Raw genomic sequence first — 19,810 nt, 5'->3', positions numbered from 1 at the left:
AGGCTGTTTGAGCGCGGGATAAAAGTGACCGGCCACGAGCGCATCGAGGTCGATCATCTTGCAGTGATTCTGGAAGGTATAGTGCTCGTTGAGCAGGATGTGTCGCCATGCCGCCGGCGACATCTGTGTGATCAACGCTAGCGCCTTGACGTTGCCGCGCTCCACTTACTTCGTCAGCTGCCGCGACAGGACCGCCGAGTTGTAAATGTGTTATGACAACCTGCGTCAATGTGATGATGGACAACGGTTTGATCCGTTAGCACATAGGTGCTAATGTGGGGATGTGGGGATGTGTAAATTTGGAGATTAACCCATGAGTCGCCTAACCATCGACATAACAGACCAGCAGCACCAAAGCCTGAAAGCACTGGCTGCCTTGCAGGGCAAGACCATCAAGCAATACGCGCTGGAAAGGCTGTTTCCCGGCGATGCGGATGCCAATCAAGCATGGAAGGAGCTGCAAACCCTGCTCGATACCCGCATCCACGAGGGACTTGCTGGCAATGTGTCTACCAAGAGCATCAGCGAAATTCTCGATGAAGAACTGACCGCGGGCCAGGCTTGACCGGCTACATTCTCACTGCGGCCGCAGAATCCGACCTGCGCGGCATTGTCCGCTACACCCGCAAGCAATGGGGCGATGCGCAAGTGCGCCACTACATCGCTACGTTGGAACAAGGTATCGCCAGCCTCGCCGATGGCCGGGGTGTATTCAAAGACATGAGTGCACTTTTCCGGCTCTACGGATGGGGCGGTACGAACATCATTACGTCTTCTGTCTACCGCGTGAGGGAGCGCCTGCTCTGATCGTGGCTATTTTTCATGAGCGCATGGACCTGATGACACGACTGGCTGACCGGCTCAAAGAGTGATGGCTTGGGCAGCCATGATCGAAATGACGGCAGGTGAAATGGTTGCTTGTGCCCACTTAATGATGACGGTAATTTCTGGGGTTCCGGCTTACAACCCCAATATCGGTAGCCACGATTTCGACGCCATTGAATAAGCGGTTGCCCGTAATTTTCGAGCTATAACTGCGTATTCCGACGAAATCAGCCACCGATTCCAATTTCAAAACCGCTAGGCATTCCAATCGAAACCGCCAGTGTCGCCGACCGGCCAATACCCGACCTTCGGGCTCACTATCCAATTTCAATAGTTCAGGTATCCGGTGGCTCAGCCGAATGTCAGGTATTCGGCGACCAAATTGGCATTATCACAGCATCACCCAGGCCGTTAAGAAACCTTCATCGCTTCAGTTTCAATGTCAATTGAGTTCAATGATCGGCCGTTACCCTCTCTTCCGTGATAAGGCATGAAGCACAAAGACAAAAATGTAGCCCATGTTTATCTCCTAGAATTTAGAGGGCGTTCGCAACAGGTTGAACTTTCATCGTCAAACTACGACTCGTTGGGTTGTATTCAATGGTGTGCCAACCCCGATTTTGGGGGGCACTTTCGTCAACAAGCAATCGGCCATCAACTCGCATTACTTCGACCCGAAAAGACTTTGCATTATTTGGTAATGTAACGGGCACATCTTTTCCCCATTCCAATACACCACTCCATGGACCAGCATTAGCCGTGCCATCTATCGTTCGGTATTCTCGATAAGTAGCGCGTACACCAAGCCACCCCCTCGCATCCTTAAAAGGCCCAACGCAGGTTCCTTCGTTCCGCACAATACCCCCCATTTGAAAACCGTTTTCCGTTCGGTTAAAAGCACCGTGATTTTGGCTATCTCCATTTTTCGTATTTTCGTGTACCTGAATGCTGTTTACGTCTATTTTCCAACCGGTCGTTGCATTTACAGTCCAAACAGGATTTGCACGCCCCTCACAATGACCATTACTGTGATAAAAATCCTGAGTTTGACGAATGACTTCTTCTGTGTTGGATGTTGCTACAATCGCACTAACTTTATACGTTCCCATAGTCTGTGGAACCGTAAATATCGCAAGCTTGTAGTCAAGTCTGGTAGGAACCTCGACGAAGACGTTCTTAATATCCTCCCAGAACGTCTTTTCACGAAATACCGTCAAATTGCCACTGAACGATTCAACCTTCGATCCAGACACAAAGGCGGATAATGGACAGTTGAAGGAAAGCGATGTTTCGGTCTTACCTTGCAGCCGGCAAGGGGTTCCGCCGAAAGCCAAGAGTGGTTCGCCAATCCCGAGCCAAGACCCTGACACATTAACCGGAATGTCGGAACCTGCTGCTGGCTTTGTTTCTGGTGCGATTCCAACAACGTAAGCAGGCCCATACCGCAAGACACGAGGATTGCGATCAGCCCCCGGAAGCGTTCCAAACGCATCATTCGTCCGCGCTACAATATCATCCACCTGCACAAGAGTAACGCTAGCAGCATTTTGCATCTGTACTACCGAGTTATTGATGTTCAAGAAGATGGCTCGTTGTTCTTTATCAAGTTGCTCAAACGTCTTGCCAATTAACGATTGCCCAAGCTGATCGATCAACTGAATAAGCAAAGCTATGTGTTCGCGAACTTCGAACGAGTTTCTAGAAACATCCGAAGAAATCTTGTCACTGACTGAGATGAGCGAATTTCTGAGTTGGGTAATGAGATCGCTCACTGCTAATGAACCGGCAATTTCCGCCCCTGCGGCAAGGGGAGCCTGTGCCGTCGATACGCTTGGGGAAAGGAATAAACATAGTGCAATAATTTGGATAACGTGCGCTAATCTTTTCTGTAATTGCATTCGCCCCCCCCTTTCTTTTTAGCTGTGGCAATAGGAAAATGGCCTGACAAATTGTTAAGCCATTAATAGATTATTTACCACGAAAATTATGTGACCACAATTACTTTGTAACCTGCAAGGGATTTTCGCTTCCATGAGTTATTCAAGCTGCGTTGGAAATTGCTTCTGGATGTTGCAATGTTGCTCGTTCTTGCCTCCTGAGTAAGGAGTTCGATTTCTATGGGTTCATTGGCCCTAATATTGCACTCCACCCAACCCGCGCCCACAAGCACATTTCGTGCTCTCAAAGTTCGTACTGCCCGCTTGGTTGAGGTTGCGAACGTCAGCTTTGTAGTCCTGCAGCTTCAGGAATCTGTATTTCTCTGAATGACCGGTTTGGAGAATCTCGATAGGCTGGTTTGGGTCGATTGCGACAGTTAGAGTTACCAAAAACCCTCATTCCGGTCTGGCGCAATGATATCGGAATAAGTGACGGCTATACGATTGGAATCGATGGCGGAATTTGGGTTGGAACTGGTGGCGGTTTTCAATCGGAATCGGTGGCTGGATTGGGCTGGAATATGCACTATAACTGAATCTGGTGTTTGGAGTTGAAGAGAAGCGGCGTATCTGGTTGATTATTTCTGACCAAACAAAACGATCAAACACAAGGATACGCCACGATGAAAAAGAGTACTGTAATCGACCTGTTGAGTCGAGAAGAGAACGCTGATCCGTTATTTTTTTGGCAAAGGCATCTTTTAATTTTTCCCACTAACCATTTACTTGGATACCAAATATATATGTCCGTTTTCCGGATCATTATTGACGTTAGGTGCAACTAGAACTGGCATTAACCAAATCAACTTGCGAAGCGCGCGACCTTCACCATACGGTTGATTTCGCCAATGGCCACGCCGCCAATGGCTTGCTGGGTGACTTCCTGTTGAGGCTCCTATTAACTTGCGCTGTTCATCGATCTTTTTTCCGCAGATATGTACTTGCACATATCCCATTGATGTTAATTTCGACTTTGCTCTCGCCGACTCTTTACCATTTCCGGCTTCGGCCTTCGCTTTTAACTTGACTGGTGTTTCATCGGGCCAGACCGTTTCAATATCGTCTGGGTACGCGGTCACATAGCAAAGCGCATTTATCACTAATTTTAGCGTTTCGTGGTAGATCGGATGGCGTTTTGTCAATTGTTCTATCCGTTGCTTGGACATTGCCGGCGAAACGTCCACAATGTTTAGCGCGTCCGGCATTGACTCGCCCATCTTGCCGAATTCGTCCGATACCTTTTGTGTAATATCACCACCGCCGCCTGTGGCTCTCTTTACAAGTGTTGTTTTGTTATCGTTAAACACTTGATAAACGGCAGTCGCTAGGGTTTTTTCGCGGAATTCGCCGACAAAATCCTGTGTGTAGTGTGGCTCCGGGATCACAAACCAAAGGCGTGATTTTTGCCTATCTGACGGAATGGCTGTGATTGTAAAACGTATATCCCCGGCGGTTCCTCTTGTTTCAACGTATGCCCCATCGACAAACCAGCCCTCATCTAACTCCAAGTGCTTTTGCATGCCAAAGTATAGGTATTGGGCTGAGAATGGTGTTTTCAACAAGTTAAGCGGGATTTCGTCAACATCCGTTTTTGCCAGCATTTCGATCAATGATGGTGGAAACTTCATAATCTGGCGGCCCGCTTGGACAAACCGACCGTATGCAGTCGATAACACCTCTACTGACTCTATGACGTGAGACGGACTGGGTGAATCTAAGGTTAGGCGACGTGGATAATTCAATACCTTGTTATTCGTTTCGTCACACGCGTGTTGCATCAATTTATTTAACAGTGGAACGGTTAAAAAGCCGGTATTAGGATCAACTTGCTGGCGATAGATTTTGCCTATCTGTTCTGCGCACGCGTGGAACGCCTTAAATCGCTCTGGATGTAAACTGTAAAGTGGCGGGTCTGGCTGCTCTTTTGGTTTTGGATCGCAAACATATTTAACCTCATCGCCGACTTCATCAAAGAATTCTGCTAATCGAACGTACTCTATTACGGGATCGGACACCTCGATGGTTAGGGAATCCCATAATATGCGGCCGATTTGTGGGCGCTCGTCGATCCATCCAATTCGCGCCGTTACTTCGGAGTGATGATTGATAAACTCCAGAAAATACCCCAGAGTCCGTGCATTTGCATTGCAGAATTCCTTTAACTCCAGATATGAGTCGAATATCGCCTCGGACACTATCATTACCGTATGTTCATTGTCCCAGGTATTCGATGTTTCGGCTTCTTCCAATTTACCTGGTTGTACCTCGTTATTTTCCAGTACATCCACCCAAGCGCCTATAAGGCGATTAAAAGAATTCGCAAAGTCTTGAACCATTCGCGGTTTCGTTTCGATGCTTTTAGTAAATTCTCTTACCTCATCGGAGTAACCATTTTTTATAAGTGATGCAATAAAGTTATCGAATGGTATTTGCGTTGTTTTTGTTGTCATGTCTTATTTGTTTTTTATGCCGGTGTCGCAGCCTCTAGCTCTTCGAGCTGCCGGCATAGTTCGCTATAACTATTTCCAATTGCGTTAACCAAATCGACAGTGGTCAATGTATCGGCAATGGCGGTGTGTGCGTTCCCAGTCCATTCGACGCCCGCCTCCAGTGTGGCATTATCCAGGGAAATTGTACCGTATCTATTAGTGGCTCCAAACGCATCGGCCGCCAGGTAAATTGCGCAACGTGTGTCTATTTCGTCGTTGTTAATTGAGTCGTGCCCGGCCGCTCGCCTTGATTTCTTCGATAGTCATTGGTTGGTCGCCTCTAAACCCTCGCCATCTATTATCGTCGGTGTCTCGTAACACGACCAGGCATTGATTTTCGTCTTTTAGTCCGTCAGTCGCGTTATCGACCATCCAATCAATGCAATGACGCGTGTGTTCCTCGATGTCGTCATGATATTCTGACAAATAGTCGCGAACACCGTCCCCCAATAAGATTGAACGGCCGACTACTAATGCGACCAGTACCGAATCCGCATGAATTACTGCTACTAATATTGCATCGGCGTCGGTTTGCCGACCGGCGCTTATTGCCTCCTTTGTATATTCTTGCAAAACTGGAAGGCACGCGGATACCGTTGCATAGTTTCCTACTCCTGCGCCTGTCAATTGTTCCCGAATGGCTCGGCGAATCTTTTTTACCTTCATACATCGAGTCCTTTGTAGTTTTGATCGCTGAAAAATGGCTTAGCATACTATTTTTTCCGTATTCTGTGGCTAAAGCTTGTTCCCCGTCATTAGTTAATGACGTTATGCCCGCGATTCCGCATGCAGTTTTTATATGCATATTTGTAGCGGCTTGCAATCGAAAATATGATACTTTATTATCAGAGATGAATATTTATTGCCGACCTATAGTCAGCCAAACGAAAGTCCGTTATTAACCGGGCTTTTTATGTTCAATGTTAAACAAAGCAAAGAGGATTTATGATTGAAGTTTGTGAAGGTATCTTTCGTCTGGAACCATCTGACTATGCCGAATTGTTCACGCCGGATTTGCTCGATATTCCAGAAAAGTTTCATGCGCCTTATGGCTTTAAACTTGTCGAAATAGAAGGTAAAAAGCTTTGGCAGCCTGGCACGTTCGAAGACTACAGTGTTGCCGTTGCGAAAATGAAGGGAATTGATGTCTCTGAGGTAGAACAAAAGCGCCCAAGCGATTGCCATAATTCAAGCCCAACCAGATGCGCTGGTGGCTGCGGTCAATTCGGTTCCTGCCTTGCCTATATTTTACAGCCAGGTCAAACGTACCTGTATTGCCATTGTGAGTATTAAAAAATCAAAAGCCCGTCTAGTACTGGTTTTTTATGGGGATGATAAGGATTGCTTCGTAAATGACTAACGCAGTCCTATAGCTCTTGGTATCACTGGCTTTGAAATACCATAGCAAGAAAATCGAGCGTTTTCTGGACTGCTGGAGCCGAATAAGTTTCATAAGTCGAAACCGCCGAAATTTCCGCAGATGCACCTAATCCTGGTTTGCGGCGGCTGATTGCTGGTTTAGGTATTTTAGATTGCAAGCCGCTACACTTATATCAACAAATCTTCCAAATGCTACCAGACACCGAGGTCGTACATTGGCAACAAATGGGTCAACGTTGAAACTCGAAAATCCGCCGACCACACTTTCCGAAGCGGTCGAGCGACTGCAATGGATTTTGCTTGAAGAGGACAAACAGGCCATTGCTGGCATGGCGGTAGACGATTTGTACAACCTCCATTTCAACCTTGGTTTGGCGATCCGGAATGCGTGGTTGAACCGAACGGGCGGTGATTTGTTGGCGGCGTGCGGTACTTATCATCCTGACGACGCTTCGCAGGTTATATTGGTCGCATTATGGCGAACGTTACAACCGTGAGAGCGTGGCATGGGCATACAAGATCGAGACTATTACTGGGAGAAACATCAGTCGGCGTCGAAGCCAGGTGGCAACGATTTTGGATCTTCGCTCAGACACATTAACCGTCCGAATCCGCCCCAACGGAAATCTGGAAGTCTGAAATACCTTTTAATTCCGGCATTGATGCTGTCCAGTCTTTGGCTGGGTGCCGATCGACTTTTAAAACAACGAGCAGCCCGTCCGCCCGCATCCCCAAGCCTTTCAATTCCTCTGGGCAATCCGGCTGATGTCCCCATTTCAGGAGGGCTTGAAATAACAGCCGATCGCCAAGGACACTTCCGAGGAACCGTACTGATCAATCATGTGCCGATGCCTTTTTTGATCGATACCGGGGCGACCATCACCTCGATTCCAGCGAATTTAGCCTACGCCGCCAATCTGCCCGTGGGTAGGCCTGTCAATACCAATACGGCCGGCGGGAAGGTCGTCGATCGGCTGACGCAAATCACCAGCCTGAAAATTGGCAACGCCGAAATCGGAAATCTTGATGCAACGATCAATCAGCATCTGGACGAAGTGCTCATTGGCATGAATACCTTGAAACTTTTCACCATCACCCAAAGCGGTAATACCATGACCTTGGTGGCCAACGGTTCGTCACCGGAACAAATTGTTAGAGCCCCAGCGATTTCCGCAGTCCCAATTCGGCCCAATACACTGGCCGTCGAGCAACCGATCGCTACACCGGAAGTCAAGCGAGTGACCAAGGTGAAAAAGACGGTAAATTGTAACGCGCAACAAGTCTGCACGACGACGTACAGCGACCACTAGCGTTGTTTGATACTTCAGTGTAGTAAAAGATAGCTAGCTATAAGATATTTTGCATAGCTAGCTATCTTTATAGAGGCGTTGCGTGCATATTGCGTATTCCGATCGCCACCGATTCCGATACAAACCCAGCCAGATTTTGAATGCCTTTGATCGGCCAAAAGCCGCCTCATACGTTACTGTTACGTATGACAGCTCTTGAATAGATAGCTGCCTTACGTATTCACTATAAATGCTTTATTGCAAGACTTGACCTCGTTTCTGTTCCGTGAAAACACCATTGATAAAATTGGACGTGAGTTTGTCTCAAAATTTACGGTAACTTTTTGCTAGGCGCATATTTGATAAGGCAACCTAGTCAGAGCGTATATAAAATTCAGACTAATTTCTTAACCAGAATAATTCTTTAAGGCCAAAATGAACAAGGATAGATATCCCGCAAATGTTGAGATTAGTTACAATGATTTTTTGAATTGCAAATGGAAAGACATACTGAGCAATATACCTGATTGGCAGGGATATTTATCTTTGTGGCGAGCCTTTTCTTCTGGATCAAGGCAAGCCACTGAGGAAGGGGAATCAGTCAGGGCAAAAATTCTATGGCTATTTGCGGATATCTGTTCGATGGCGCTTTCCCCTAAAAGCCTCAACGAACCTTTCAAACCATTTATGGAGATGGAAGGGCGCCGCTCCGTCATTCCTGATGATCTTTTGGATGCTGATATCGAATTCCTTGCCGATATTGTCGAATTTGTGGATGACAATTGGCTCAAGGCTCGTATTGCCGACCTTGTTTGGCTGAAAAGCTCCCCCCGAAACGTAAAGTTTGCGCAACTTGCTATCGATAGTTATCGGTCGATTTCTCTTGATACAGAAACCTGGATTCGAGGTGGTTGTGAATGTTGGAAACGAGCCCTCAGCTTGGCTCGTATGCTCAAGGCGGGAGCTGGCGATCGACTTACAGAAATGGAAGCTGCAATTTTTGATGCATTTTTAGCCGCGACTAGTGCCGATGGCTTCTTGGGTGTTTGGTTGGCTGATTTGCTTGAAACATATGGATTGGGTCGTGATAAAGGTTCGAGCATTGCTCAGAAACTCGAATTTCTGGCACAGAGTTTCGACGGGATGGGCGACCTGCACCGTGCACGCGAATATTTCAGCGCTTCAGCAGAATGGTTTAAACGCAATGGAGATGAATCAAAGGCGGCGTCAATGATCGTGGCGTTGTCCGAGGGTTGGGTCAAAGAAGCGGTATTCCAATGTTCGTCGGAAAATCCTAGCCATATGTTGGCCGCGACGTTTTATGAAAATGCCATACAAACCTATCGGACGATACCCCGATCCGAGCGTGCAGCTTACCGTGTCGACGAACGTATTATCGAACTTCGCTCTCATTTGAACGATTCGGGAGAAAAATCATTAGCTGAGATGGGAGTGATCAGTACACCTGGTATTGATCTCACTCAGCTGATTGAGAATTCTCGTGAAGCCGTGCGCGGAAAACCTCTTGTCGAAGCGTTGAAAGCATTTGTAAACCTTCATACTGGAGCAAAAGTAGATCAACTTCGCAAGGACGCACTCAAGCGCATGAGGCAGTTTCCTTTGCAATCATTCTTCTCATCGACAATGGTGATGAGTCCCGATGGTAGGGTAATTGCCAAAAAATCAGGAATGGGTTTGGATATTGAATCAACTTCAGATGATGAGGCCAATATCTATCCAGAGATGATCCGAGACTACGGGATACTAGTCAACATCGTCGTTCGAGGTGACATCTGGCCCGCACTTGAAGTTTTATTGCTTGAACATCGCTTACGGGAAGCTGATTTTATAGGATTGGCGGGGCAGTCGCCCATCGTACCCAAAGGGCGGGAACGCCTGTTTGGTAAAGCCTTGTTCTCTGGGTTCGACCGCGACTTCGTATCAGTTCTACATTTGCTGATTCCACAAATCGAACATATGGTACGAATACATCTTAAGCAAGCGGGGGCAAAAACTTCGAACCTCGATAAAGATGGCATAGAAAACGAGAATGGCTTGAGTACCTTAATGGACATGCCCGAAGCGAAACAAGTGTTTGGTGAAGATTTAGCTTTCGAACTCAAGGCTCTTTTTTGCGATGCGTTTGGTCCAAACTTGCGCAACGCACTCGCACATGGTCTGTTAGAAGAGGACGACTGCTACTCCGAGTTTGCCATTTACGCATGGTGGTTAGGTTTGAGGCTCATTTTTAACACTTGGTGGAATGCTGCAGCGCAAAAAGATGCCAATCCTGGGGCTATGGAAGACAACGTTCCTTAGTGGCCGATGAAAAAAATGTCGGTATAACTCATCAAGGACAAGCAATGTCAGTTCACGAAAAATGTAATAGGTGACTATGACCGATAATCATAAACTTGCTGTCATTCGGAAAATTTATCGATAGTCTGCTTGGGGTCGATTGAGACAGTTCATCACTTCCAAAAGCTGTCATTCATCTATGGCATTATCATATCCGAATCGATAGCCCTGGTTTACATCGGAACCAGTGGCGGTTTTTAATCGGAATGCCTGGCTGATTTCGGTCGGGATACGCAATTGATATCGGTTGCGCAAAAAAATACCCCCTCACGCAAGCGTCAGGGGGGTATCCGTTAATCGCCGACCGATGGCTCGGTTTGCAATTTCTTCAACATGCTGTCCAGGATGGCCGGCAATACTGCGCCGAACCGGCCTTGAAAGTCTAAGGTTTCCCGCTTGGCATAACGCCGGGCGGCAATCCCTAGTCGTTGCCGAACCCAGGGACTGGTTTTGAATTGGCTTCTCAACCAGTTTCGGTACTCGGTGCTCCCGTCTTCCCAATCCGCCGGCGGCGAAAAAGGGGAGTCGGGATGGCCAGGTTCGGTATCCAGCGTTTGCACGTCCACGATGAATTTGCAGGTCATGACGGCGGCTCGAGGTCGGTTAACGTGGCATTCGCTAACGTGACGGCCGTCAATTGCCCATTCTGATCGATTTCCAATACAAACCGGTTGCCGTGTAGCATTTTGCATCCTGTCAGATCCGGCAAGAGTCGTTTCAGCGCGTCGGCAGGATCGTCGGCGGTATTCGCCACGATGAAGTGGGCGAATTGCGCGATATCCTGATCGTGACAAGGACCCTGATAGTCATCGTCGTTTTCGCAGAATCGCGACACCTGTTCCAGCACGTCTCCCCACTTTTCTTGGCAGGGAATTAGGACGATGTCGTCTTGCTCGTTGCCGGTATAAGCACCGTGTGCATCGATGTCCACACTATCGGCGCCGATCCGGATTCGGTAAGCCCGGCAAAACACCGCCATGACCCAGGCCCAGATGCCTTGAAATTGCGCGCGATGCGATTCGTCGAGGATCTCGCACTGCACTGCTTCTTGGCTCAAGTGCCGCAAATAGGGCTGCACCCAATGCCCGGCGTCCAACCGGTTATCGACCAGCACCCAGCCCTTTTTCCAGGCCAGCAAATATCTTAAGGCCCCATCGGACTGAAGATCGTCGTCAATCGTCACCAATTGCACTTGTCCGCTTTCGACGGCGGATTGAGTGATCGGATGGTCAACCGTTTCCTCAAAGTCACCAAACAGTTCGGTATCGCAGACCGGCGGCCGTTGGATGCGGGAGACCAGCTGCGTGGGCAGTCGATCGACATCGTTGAGCAAGCGCATCAAGCCGGACTCGCGTAGCACCGGGTAATAGGCCAGGAAATCGTCCGCGCTCAAGGCCGTTTTCAGTGCCGTGAGCTGGCTTTTGATCGCCGTGCCGATCGCTTCACGAACTCGCTGAAGTACATCGGCTTCATCCACCAATTTGTCGCGATCCGGTAAGCGAGCCATGAATCGTTCGCTATCCAGATGCACGATATTGCCAGGGTAGCGGGTGTCCCCGATCCGGTAATAATGGCCTCGATAGACCGGTAGGCCTTGTAAATACACCAGGCAATCCCGGTAATACCGATAGCCATCGAGCAGATTGGCCAAGCGAATGGCGCCGACCGCCGACGCCACGAACTCCGCCGCATCGACAGCATCGACGGCGTGGGGTCGCGGTAACGGGACTCCGTTAAAATGCACCGGAATCGGAAAACCGGCCGCTAAGTCCGCCAAGGTGTTTTCGAGCGAACCGTTGGCGATATCGACCAGCCTGATTTCGGTCAGACCGTTCCAAGCGGTCGCCGGCGAAACCTCCACCGGTTGAAACCCCAGGATATGATCGGTATCGACCGAAAAACACCCGCCCTTACTGGATAAGCCCAGATGCCGGCAGGCGAATAACGCCGAGAGAAAGCCCACGCCAAACGCGTGTTCTTTCGCAATCAATTCCACGTCCCAGCCGGACTCGGCAACGGTCAGCAGGGTGTCGAGCGAATCGATTCCGCAGCCGTCGTCCGTCACGGTCAAGGTGTTGGTTTCGGCGCAGTAGTCGAATGCGACATAACTGGCGCCGGCACGCCGGGCATTCTGCATCAGTTCACCCAAATACGTGGTCTGATGTGTGAAACTCCATTTCAGACTGTGGACTAATCGTTCAGCGTTGACTTTCAATTGTAGTGGTGCGTTCATGATTTTTTCCTCGATGGATGTTGAATTTCGGGGAAACCAAGACGCACCCCTGGCGGGGAATGTCCGTTTCCCCGAGTCATTGGGTTTAAAAGTCGATCGCTGAATTAACGCCGTTTAAATCGCTGGTAGCCTTTAACCAGCCAATATGGCGCATTCACAATGATGGCAACCATCAAAATCAGCGATCCTTCGACCGAAACAAACGCGAGTCCGAGTGTCGCTAATAGCGCAAACGTCATCCCGTAAAATTCGAATGATTTCTTCAAACTGGCTTGATTGCAGTCAATGCCGTGTGCTTGCAGCCAGTTTGCAAGCGAACAGCGTGTCCGCTTTAGACTGAACTGTTCAAGTACGGGCATCACGACGACTCCCGCGAAGTTCGAACGTCTCGGTCGCCAGACGAATCAACGTCGTGCGCCGCTGCGTATCGGTCACAATCCGAATACCGTCCGTGCCGGACAGCTTGAATTGCGACACGATCGGTCCGCCGCAGACGAGGGACAGGCCGTTTTCCTGTTCGTCGTCCAGATTGATATCGCCCCAATCGCCGCTGGCATGTCGGTCCAACAACGCCGTCATGTCGACGCCGACATCGGATAACCGGGCCCGCACGGCGGCGGTGGTTTGTGAGGGGTAAGTCGAAAACATTGCATGCGTACTCATGGTGATTCCTCCTTTGAACAGCGAGTAGCGCAGCATCCCTGTACGGGACAGACTGCGCTCCCCGCCAGGGTGGATTGAAAAAAAGATCGGGTTAATACTCGTCCGGCAACAACACCGTTGTCACCGAGCGGTCGGCTTCGGTAATGACCCAAACCGTGTCCTGCTCGGAAATCCGGTACACCGACATCAGCCGGCCGCCTTGTTCCAATGCAGCGTCGTTCAACGCACGATCCTCGTCGCATAGATCGCCCCAATCGCCGCAGGCGTGACGCGAGAGCAAGTGGCCAGGATCGAGCAACGTCTCTTCCAGTAGGGCGATCGCACCGGGCGTCGCCACGGCGGTGCCGAGCGGGAAGGGCCGTTTTTGCGGTTCGTTCCGGATCAGACGGACGGCGTAGCTATCCGCTATCCGCGCGTCGATCTGGTCCGATAACGCGGCCGTCAAACGCCGAATTTCATCGGTATCGGTATCGGCCGTTTCGGGCAAGGTCACGCGAACCGATTCCAGGATATTGCCGCCTTGACTGTCGTAGTCGGCCGTCAACACCCATTCGCAGCCCCAAAGGGCTAAGTAGACATAGGCTTGCTTCGGTCCGACCGCGGTGGCGTAGCACTTAGTGGCGATGGCCACGCTGTCGAGCGCAATCCAGCCTTGGTCCGTCAAGCATTGCTGTACGGTGCGTTTAATGGCATCGTCAGGGTTTTGTCGGTGGTCTGTCATGGTGTTTCTCCTAAGAAAAAGACCCGACAGGCACCACCCAAACGGGTGTGATACCCGTCGGGGTTCGATAAGGTTTGAGTCGCGCGCGGTTACTGCAACGCGTACCAATAGCGATTAGCTTCGGCTTCGGATAAAAACGCGGCCTTCAGCTTGTCGTTCAACCAGACTTGCCAGGGCAAGTCATCGCTTTCGCACTCATTCACGCCGTGCTTGTCGATCGGCATCGCAAACCGTTTGCCCTGAATGAAGGCGGCAAACACATTCGCTTGCCGTTTGGTGGCAAAGCCGGCGTGGACTTGGCCGTCGATCATGACCGACCACGGATGATCGACGTGCACGCCTTGTTGGACGGCGATGTCGCCGACCCGAAAAGTCGGGTGCTGGTAAAGGGTCCGAAACGGACTGTCGATCCGCACGATACAGTGGTCCAGAATGGCCGGACCGCCGATTTCACCCGATTCGATCAGCAACGGCACCTTGATGTTGCCGCCCGATCGTCCGATGGTGCCGATCACGTCGTTCTCGTCGAACCAGGACTGTCCCGTTGCCGGGTCGCCATAGTACAAACGGATTTTCCGTTGCGTACCCTGGACTTCCTCAAGTAGATCGATGACGTCTTGCGGTGTGTCCTCGTGATAACAGGTGCCGGACGGCAGACGCTGATAGCGAACTGTATTTCCGTGACTGGTCTGTTCAATAATGGGGTTTTGCATGATGTTCTCCAGTTGAAGCGGGAACACCACGCCCCAGTCGGGAACAGACATTCCCGCAGGGATTGATAATGAGGCTCGCCGCGAATGCCGCGAAGAGCCGAAGGTTGATTAAGCGGCTGGGTCTGAATCAGACAACCCAAGCGCTTCTTGAGCTAACGGTATCAGCGGGTCTAAGTCCGACCAATCGATACTGCCGCCGGCGTCTTCACCACGCTGGTAGGCGCCGATCAGACCGCGGCACACCGCCATCGCGGTGCGTTCTTGACGGAGCTTCACCACCGAGGAGTCGGCCTTGGGCCAGACGTCGACCGCTGTGACTTCCCATTGCAAGGTTTCGCCGTCGACTTCCTCGAAGTCGTCGAACAGCAGCGGCATTTGCGGGGTGTCGTCCCAAATCGAGCCGTCGTCGAACGCGGCTTCGGCGATCGATTGGGCTTGTTCCGGACTGTCAGCGACGACGCCGACCACCACCCGGTGCGTGTAATCGAGGGTGTAGGTCACGGCATAGGCCGGCGATCGATGCTCGTCGGCGGCCACTTCGCTGTGGTACGGTTCGATTTCGGCATTGCACGACGGGCAATGGTCGTTGCAGGCGCAACTCCATTCGTCGTCCCATTCGATCTGGCAATAGGGGCAACGGTATTGGTTAAGGTACACAATCTCCGAAACCGGAGCGGGTAAGGATGACATGGTAATTCCCTCCGTGATCGGCGGGAACCGTCACCCCGAGGGATGTGGATCCCGCCAGGGTTAAATAAGTCTTTGCCGCCGGCCGTAAGGACGGACGGTTGCGTTATGAAAAAGTCGTTGTACGGTAATCGGACCTTCCCTTTTTAAAGGTCAGCCGATGAACCTAACATGGACCCGAATCGTTGAATGGGTGAAGTGGCTGGATCGACTCATCGATCCGCCACCTAAACCCCGACCCCAACCCGAACGTAAGCCAATGGCGGTTCTGGTGGGACCTGGTAAACGTCACTTCGACTGCTATCGCAAGATCCTCGCGGATCTGAACGACTACGAGGTCGACGTATTGACGAACATCCCCGATCCCCAAGTGGCAGGACCGCTGTTAGTTCGCATCCGCGCATTTAGGCGGGATACGATTGTCCAGATTGCACCGTTGCTCGATCTCGATGTCGAGCAAGAATTGCGGCGTTGCAACGTGTTTCGCCTGCCGTCGGTGACGACCCGGCTGCACTGATGCCCAGCCCGATTAATGCACAATCGAACCGGTCGTACCTTTATCGCCTTGCAAGGCTTTGCGCAAACCGGCCGCGGGACTGGGCTTTTTAACCGGTGTAGCCAAGGCCGCATCCGATTTTCGCCGTTTTTTCACGGGCTGTTTGAGTAGTGCCTGCGCTTCGGCCAAGCGGCGTTGCAGCTCGGCGATTTGAATATCCGCCTGCATAATCGCTTGGGTTTTCAACTTAACCTGCAGATCGACATCGAGTTTCTCGAGCCGATAGGCGTCGCTTTGGTTGCGTTCCAAAAGGCTCGCCCGAATCGTTTGGGAAAGATCCTCCCAATCCGCTGCGGGCCGTGCGGTTTGTGCGGTAAAGCGCGCGGGTAGCGCGGGCCTGACCGACGGGTTGGCTAAGCGTTGGCTTTGCCAGAACGCCCCGTGTTGGCTAAACCAGAACCGGGCCGTCTTGTAGGTATACCAGATCACCCGGATGGCCAGGATGAATAAGGCAAGCAGAATGGTACCGATGATCAAGTGCATGGAAACCTCCTTCCAAAGCGGAAGAAAAAGCTTCAAACGCACGACCCGGCTCGGGCAGTGGCGCCCGAAGCGGGATGGATAAAGGCTTGTAAACAAGCCGGATGAAGGATCGGCATTGACGCAACCGATACCAGCAAAAGGTGATTTTGCTGGCCGCCTGAAGACGGAACGCCGGCCGTGGCCGGAATCAGCATTCTCGAAAGAACGCATGAAGTCGATTTTGCGATGCGAAGTCCTGGACCACGCATGAGAAAACCGGCTCTTATGAGGGTTGCGTTACTCTAGCCCGATCGCTAGCCGCTGGCAATAGGGTGGCCGATACGGGCAGGACTTCATCGAAATGAAATCCTGCAACGCGTACCGGCACGCTTCAAATCACCTTAAACCGCTCAAGCCGCCAATAGCACGGCTTTGGACAGTTCGAACAGCTGATGCCTGAGTTCGGACACGTGTTGGATGCTGAGGGCGACCGGAAATAAATGGCCCACCTCCACGCCCAAGCCGATACCCAGGGTTTCGATGCCGTTGTCCTGGCACCGTTTTAAGATCGACAGCGTACCCGCTTTATCGTTGGGCACCCCATCGGTGATCACTAACAGCACCTTGCGCGGTTCGCGGCATTGCAGCAATTGCGCCGCGGCAAACCAGACCGCTTGGGTCATCGGCGTGGTATTGGCCGCCGACAGCGAAAAACGTCCGAAACTGCCGTGGACTTTTTCGCCGTGGCGTAACACTTGATGCACCGACGCATCGTCGGCGCCCGGAAAGGCGGTGATCGCGGGATTGACACCCTGGATACTTTCCAACGCCAGGGCCAAGGCCATCGCCGCGTCCAGTGCCAGACTCAGTAACGTGACCGCGACATTATCGATCACGATTTCAGCACCCATACTCTCGGAGGTATCCAACAACAAATGTACCGCACTGTTCGGCGAGACCTGGTGCCCTGATCGGCAAAACACCCGCGTATCGCCCAACGCCAGCTTGGATAAGCGGCGAGGATCGATGCGCCGACCGTTGCGCACGGCTTGCGGCCGGATTTGCCGGTGAGCTTGCACCGCGCTTTGCAACGCGACGCGCAAGGCTTTGCTGTCTTGTGCCACCCGCTGGGCCAAGGCTTGACCGACCAAGCGGCTACCGGTCGGGATGAGCCCGTTCGGTAAGATCAGGTCGTGATAGGTGCCCGGTGCCAGGCGCAATTGCGCTTTCACCGTTTCGAACCAGTCCGGTTCCAGGTCCTGCTCGGACGTGGCACGCAGTAGGTCCATTAAAGACGGCGTAGCGCTATCGTCCTGCTGGGCCGGCTGATCCGTTCCGGACGAAGCGTTATCCGCACCCGCCGAATCGTTTCCAGGCTCGTCGTCCTGATCGGACGGGGCCGGGTCTTCGGGATCGGTCAGGCTTTCGGCGCCGTCTGCGTCTGAACCGGACGATGACGAATCCTCGTGCTCGGTGTCCGTGTCGGATGGATCGTTATCATCCTCGGAGGCGGCGTTGTCGTCATTCTCCGAGTCCGAATCACCGCTAGCCGACGTGTCCGTCGGTTCGGTACATTCCTGTTCGATCATCGCCAAAATCCGATCGGTCAGGTCCAGACAGTCCCGTTCGCAGGTTAAGGCGTTAGGCACTTCGGATAACAGACCTTCCAAACGAATCAGCGCGCCGCGCGGAAAACCATCGCGTAACGCCTCTCGGGTGGCATCGACCAAGGGGGTGAGTACCGCTTGACCCAACACCGTCGCCCTGAGCCGTTTCAGAATGTAGCCGGTTAGGATATTGGCAGGGTGGTCGGTGGCGGTCTGTGCGACGAAGCTCCCTTCGGCGATCATTTTTTCGATCATTTTGGCCAAGGTTAGCCGAGTGCCAGGATAGGTCTTGGTCAGTTCATGCTCGATCCGCACGTCTTCGATCACGTTGCATAGGTAGCGGCGCAGCACCGAATCGCCGTAGTCGATCTCGAAATCCGAAAACCGAAGATGGGCGGCTTCATGGGCCAAATAGCCCCAGGCGACCGTCTGATAATCCGGATCGGTGCCGTCATAGCCCGGCAGCTGGATCGAATGGCCGTCGGTGTACGCGTTCGCGCCGCCGACCGAGACCGGAATGCCAAAGCGGTTGCCGATGGCGGCCGCCACGATGGGAAACGCACGTTCTAAAGTTGAATTCATGGCTTGCTCCTTAAAAAAACCGGGGCAAGCCACAAGCCCGAAGGGGCGTGTCGCATTGCCCCGATAGGGTGGATAAAAAAACGCTTAAAACCAGAAATCGGCAACCGCTTCCGCCGATGGCTCGGAGACCGCATTGCCTCGGGTTTGAGGTTCGTCTTCTCGGTCCGCTTTGGGCGCTTGCGCGGCCAAGGCGGGTGATTCAAGCTTGCCGTCCGAAACGGAAACCGGATTGGTGTAGGTCGAATCGTTCGCTTCTTGATAGCCGTCACCGGTCAGCAAGTCGTCGAACAAGTCGCCAAACAGCGCTTCCGGATCGATCGCGGGTGCCTCGGTCGGTTCGAGCAGGCTGAATTGAAGCGGATCGGCGGCGGGTGGCGATACCGGCGTTGTCTCGTCGCCCAAGGGCGCCAAGGCCTCCGTATCGTCGTCGTCCGTCACCGCCGGCTGCATCGTCAACAAGCCTTCGCCGTGGCGGCGAAGCTGGTCGGGATTGGCCAACAGCAGGGTCATCGCCAGGATTTCCTGCAGCAAGGCTCCCTCGATCGCACCGCGACTGGGGATGGTTTGCAACAAGGTATCGATCCAGCGGACGATGGGCGCTACGCGATGATCCAGAAAGCCCAAGCCATCCAGTTTGTCGCGAATCCGTTTGATCGGCCGCAAGGCATTGCGAGTGACTTGCTCTTTTCCGATCAATGACTGTTCCAGCAACAACTGGGCATCGACAGCCACTTCGTGAAACAACTGGCCGCCGATCGAATCGATTTGCTGTTCCAGCCGCGCGACATCGCCCGGACTGGCGGCTTCCGGTTGCCGGATAGCGACCACCATGAAGTCGAAACCCAACTTCGTGGCCACGTAGGGCATGGGGTCGATTGCCTTTTCGATGATGCCGGCGAAGCTTGGGTGTTTAGCGATCCAATCGCGCACCGCATCGTCGTAGCCCGCCAGGAAACTCGCTTTTTTCGTGGCGAATTCCAAAGCGATTTTTTCAAGTTCCGCCACGATGTCGGCCGTGTGTTCGACCGGCACCACAAAACCGCCCATAAAGCGGGTACCGACCCGTAGACAGTGGCGTTCACCCGCCTTTTTCAGGCGATTGAAATCCGCCAATTCATCGGGGTCGAGCAAGCGCTTGGAGCCTAAACTGGCCAAGTCCTCGGGCGGTAATTCGCTGCCGTCGGCCAGCACCAGATCTTCTTTGCGCAATTTTTTCCGCGCGCCGTAGATGTTGGCGTCGATTTTGACCAGGACCACGCGGTCCAGGATTTGATTACACTGCGTCATAGTGCCTCCTTAAAAGAGGCC

At 52.0% G+C, this 19,810-nt stretch carries 19 protein-coding genes and 1 pseudogene; 7 read left to right on the top strand and 13 right to left on the bottom strand.

All coding sequences use genetic code 11. From position 1 onward, the window contains the following. The first annotated feature begins 313 nt into the window (after positions 1 to 313). Positions 314 to 565 carry an antitoxin gene (locus ACQE3E_RS23520; protein WP_427501808.1) on the top strand — a complete coding sequence of 84 codons (252 nt, stop codon included), beginning with the start codon at positions 314 to 316 and terminating at the stop codon, positions 563 to 565. Continuing rightward, a pseudogene (locus ACQE3E_RS23515) lies at positions 562 to 872 on the top strand (type II toxin-antitoxin system RelE/ParE family toxin). The gene ACQE3E_RS23520 and the pseudogene ACQE3E_RS23515 overlap by 4 nt, the downstream one beginning before the upstream one ends. Before the next feature lie 489 nt (positions 873 to 1,361). Here ACQE3E_RS23515 and ACQE3E_RS23510 read toward each other — a convergent pair. The 3 genes from ACQE3E_RS23510 to ACQE3E_RS23500 form a co-directional block, all read right to left on the bottom strand. After that, entirely contained in the window at positions 1,362 to 2,723 is a 1,362-nt protein-coding gene (locus tag ACQE3E_RS23510) for a hypothetical protein (RefSeq protein WP_427501807.1), read from the bottom strand. A 761-nt stretch (positions 2,724 to 3,484) separates the two neighbouring features. Then, a complete protein-coding gene (locus ACQE3E_RS23505) occupies positions 3,485 to 5,212 on the bottom strand; it encodes a hypothetical protein (protein WP_427501806.1) in 1,728 nt (575 codons plus the stop codon). Between the two features lie 258 nt (positions 5,213 to 5,470). Then, positions 5,471 to 5,917 carry a hypothetical protein gene (locus tag ACQE3E_RS23500; RefSeq protein ID WP_427501805.1) on the bottom strand — a complete coding sequence of 149 codons (447 nt, stop codon included), beginning with the start codon at positions 5,915 to 5,917 and terminating at the stop codon, positions 5,471 to 5,473. 279 nt (positions 5,918 to 6,196) lie between these two features. Between ACQE3E_RS23500 and ACQE3E_RS23495 the strand changes: the two genes are divergently transcribed. From ACQE3E_RS23495 to ACQE3E_RS23480, 4 genes are all read left to right on the top strand, one after another. Further along, positions 6,197 to 6,544, top strand: a complete 348-nt coding sequence (locus ACQE3E_RS23495) for a hypothetical protein (protein ID WP_427501804.1) — start codon at positions 6,197 to 6,199, stop codon at positions 6,542 to 6,544. Between the two features lie 239 nt (positions 6,545 to 6,783). Then, complete coding sequence (locus ACQE3E_RS23490; protein WP_427501803.1) at positions 6,784 to 7,128, top strand: DUF6794 domain-containing protein; 345 nt, start codon at positions 6,784 to 6,786, stop codon at positions 7,126 to 7,128. A 9-nt stretch (positions 7,129 to 7,137) separates the two neighbouring features. Continuing rightward, positions 7,138 to 7,941 (top strand): retropepsin-like aspartic protease family protein, encoded by an 804-nt coding sequence (locus tag ACQE3E_RS23485; protein WP_427501802.1) that lies wholly within the window; start codon positions 7,138 to 7,140, stop codon positions 7,939 to 7,941. Positions 7,942 to 8,355: 414 nt separating this feature from the next. Next, complete coding sequence (locus ACQE3E_RS23480) at positions 8,356 to 10,239, top strand: DUF4209 domain-containing protein (RefSeq protein ID WP_427501801.1); 1,884 nt, start codon at positions 8,356 to 8,358, stop codon at positions 10,237 to 10,239. Positions 10,240 to 10,571: 332 nt separating this feature from the next. On the opposite strand, the gene ACQE3E_RS23475 is transcribed toward ACQE3E_RS23480, so the two are convergent. The 7 genes from ACQE3E_RS23475 to ACQE3E_RS23445 all read right to left on the bottom strand — a co-directional run bounded on the left by ACQE3E_RS23475 (position 10,572) and on the right by ACQE3E_RS23445 (position 15,298). Beyond that, a complete protein-coding gene (locus ACQE3E_RS23475) occupies positions 10,572 to 10,862 on the bottom strand; it encodes a hypothetical protein (RefSeq protein ID WP_427501800.1) in 291 nt (96 codons plus the stop codon). Further along, positions 10,859 to 12,511: a hypothetical protein gene (locus ACQE3E_RS23470; protein WP_427501799.1), complete on the bottom strand. Its 1,653-nt coding sequence runs from the start codon at positions 12,509 to 12,511 to the stop codon at positions 10,859 to 10,861. The genes ACQE3E_RS23475 and ACQE3E_RS23470 overlap by 4 nt, the downstream gene beginning before the upstream one ends. A 104-nt stretch (positions 12,512 to 12,615) precedes the next feature. Continuing rightward, the gene (locus tag ACQE3E_RS23465; protein ID WP_281023478.1) at positions 12,616 to 12,873 is read right to left on the bottom strand and encodes a hypothetical protein; all 258 of its coding nucleotides are present in this window, start codon (positions 12,871 to 12,873) and stop codon (positions 12,616 to 12,618) included. Continuing rightward, a complete protein-coding gene (locus ACQE3E_RS23460) occupies positions 12,857 to 13,174 on the bottom strand; it encodes a hypothetical protein (protein WP_427501798.1) in 318 nt (105 codons plus the stop codon). The genes ACQE3E_RS23465 and ACQE3E_RS23460 overlap by 17 nt, the downstream gene beginning before the upstream one ends. 91 nt (positions 13,175 to 13,265) lie before the next feature. Then, positions 13,266 to 13,895 (bottom strand): hypothetical protein, encoded by a 630-nt coding sequence (locus ACQE3E_RS23455; RefSeq protein WP_427501797.1) that lies wholly within the window; start codon positions 13,893 to 13,895, stop codon positions 13,266 to 13,268. An 89-nt stretch (positions 13,896 to 13,984) separates the two neighbouring features. Further along, positions 13,985 to 14,608, bottom strand: coding sequence for a hypothetical protein (locus tag ACQE3E_RS23450; protein ID WP_427501796.1), 624 nt, complete (start codon positions 14,606 to 14,608; stop codon positions 13,985 to 13,987). A gap of 108 nt (positions 14,609 to 14,716) precedes the next feature. Then, entirely contained in the window at positions 14,717 to 15,298 is a 582-nt protein-coding gene (locus tag ACQE3E_RS23445) for a hypothetical protein (protein WP_427501795.1), read from the bottom strand. 157 nt (positions 15,299 to 15,455) lie between these two features. Here ACQE3E_RS23445 and ACQE3E_RS23440 point away from each other — a divergent pair, with 157 nt between their 5' ends. After that, on the top strand, positions 15,456 to 15,812 hold the full coding sequence (locus tag ACQE3E_RS23440; RefSeq protein WP_427501794.1) for a hypothetical protein: 357 nt from the start codon (positions 15,456 to 15,458) through the stop codon (positions 15,810 to 15,812). Positions 15,813 to 15,824: 12 nt separating this feature from the next. Here ACQE3E_RS23440 and ACQE3E_RS23435 read toward each other — a convergent pair whose 3' ends face one another. From ACQE3E_RS23435 to ACQE3E_RS23425, 3 genes are all read right to left on the bottom strand, one after another. Beyond that, entirely contained in the window at positions 15,825 to 16,334 is a 510-nt protein-coding gene (locus ACQE3E_RS23435) for a hypothetical protein (protein WP_427501793.1), read from the bottom strand. 389 nt (positions 16,335 to 16,723) lie between these two features. Beyond that, positions 16,724 to 18,502, bottom strand: coding sequence for a VWA domain-containing protein (locus ACQE3E_RS23430; protein WP_427501792.1), 1,779 nt, complete (start codon positions 18,500 to 18,502; stop codon positions 16,724 to 16,726). Positions 18,503 to 18,586: 84 nt separating this feature from the next. Further along, the gene (locus tag ACQE3E_RS23425; protein WP_427501791.1) at positions 18,587 to 19,789 is read right to left on the bottom strand and encodes a DUF3150 domain-containing protein; all 1,203 of its coding nucleotides are present in this window, start codon (positions 19,787 to 19,789) and stop codon (positions 18,587 to 18,589) included. Positions 19,790 to 19,810: the final 21 nt, after the last annotated feature.

This window comes from Methylomonas sp. MED-D (assembly GCF_050276835.1).
In the GTDB taxonomy this organism is placed as follows: Bacteria; Pseudomonadota; Gammaproteobacteria; order Methylococcales; family Methylomonadaceae; genus Methylomonas; species Methylomonas koyamae_A.
Note: the sequence above shows the minus strand (reverse complement) of the source record. Positions and strands in the feature narration are given on the sequence as shown.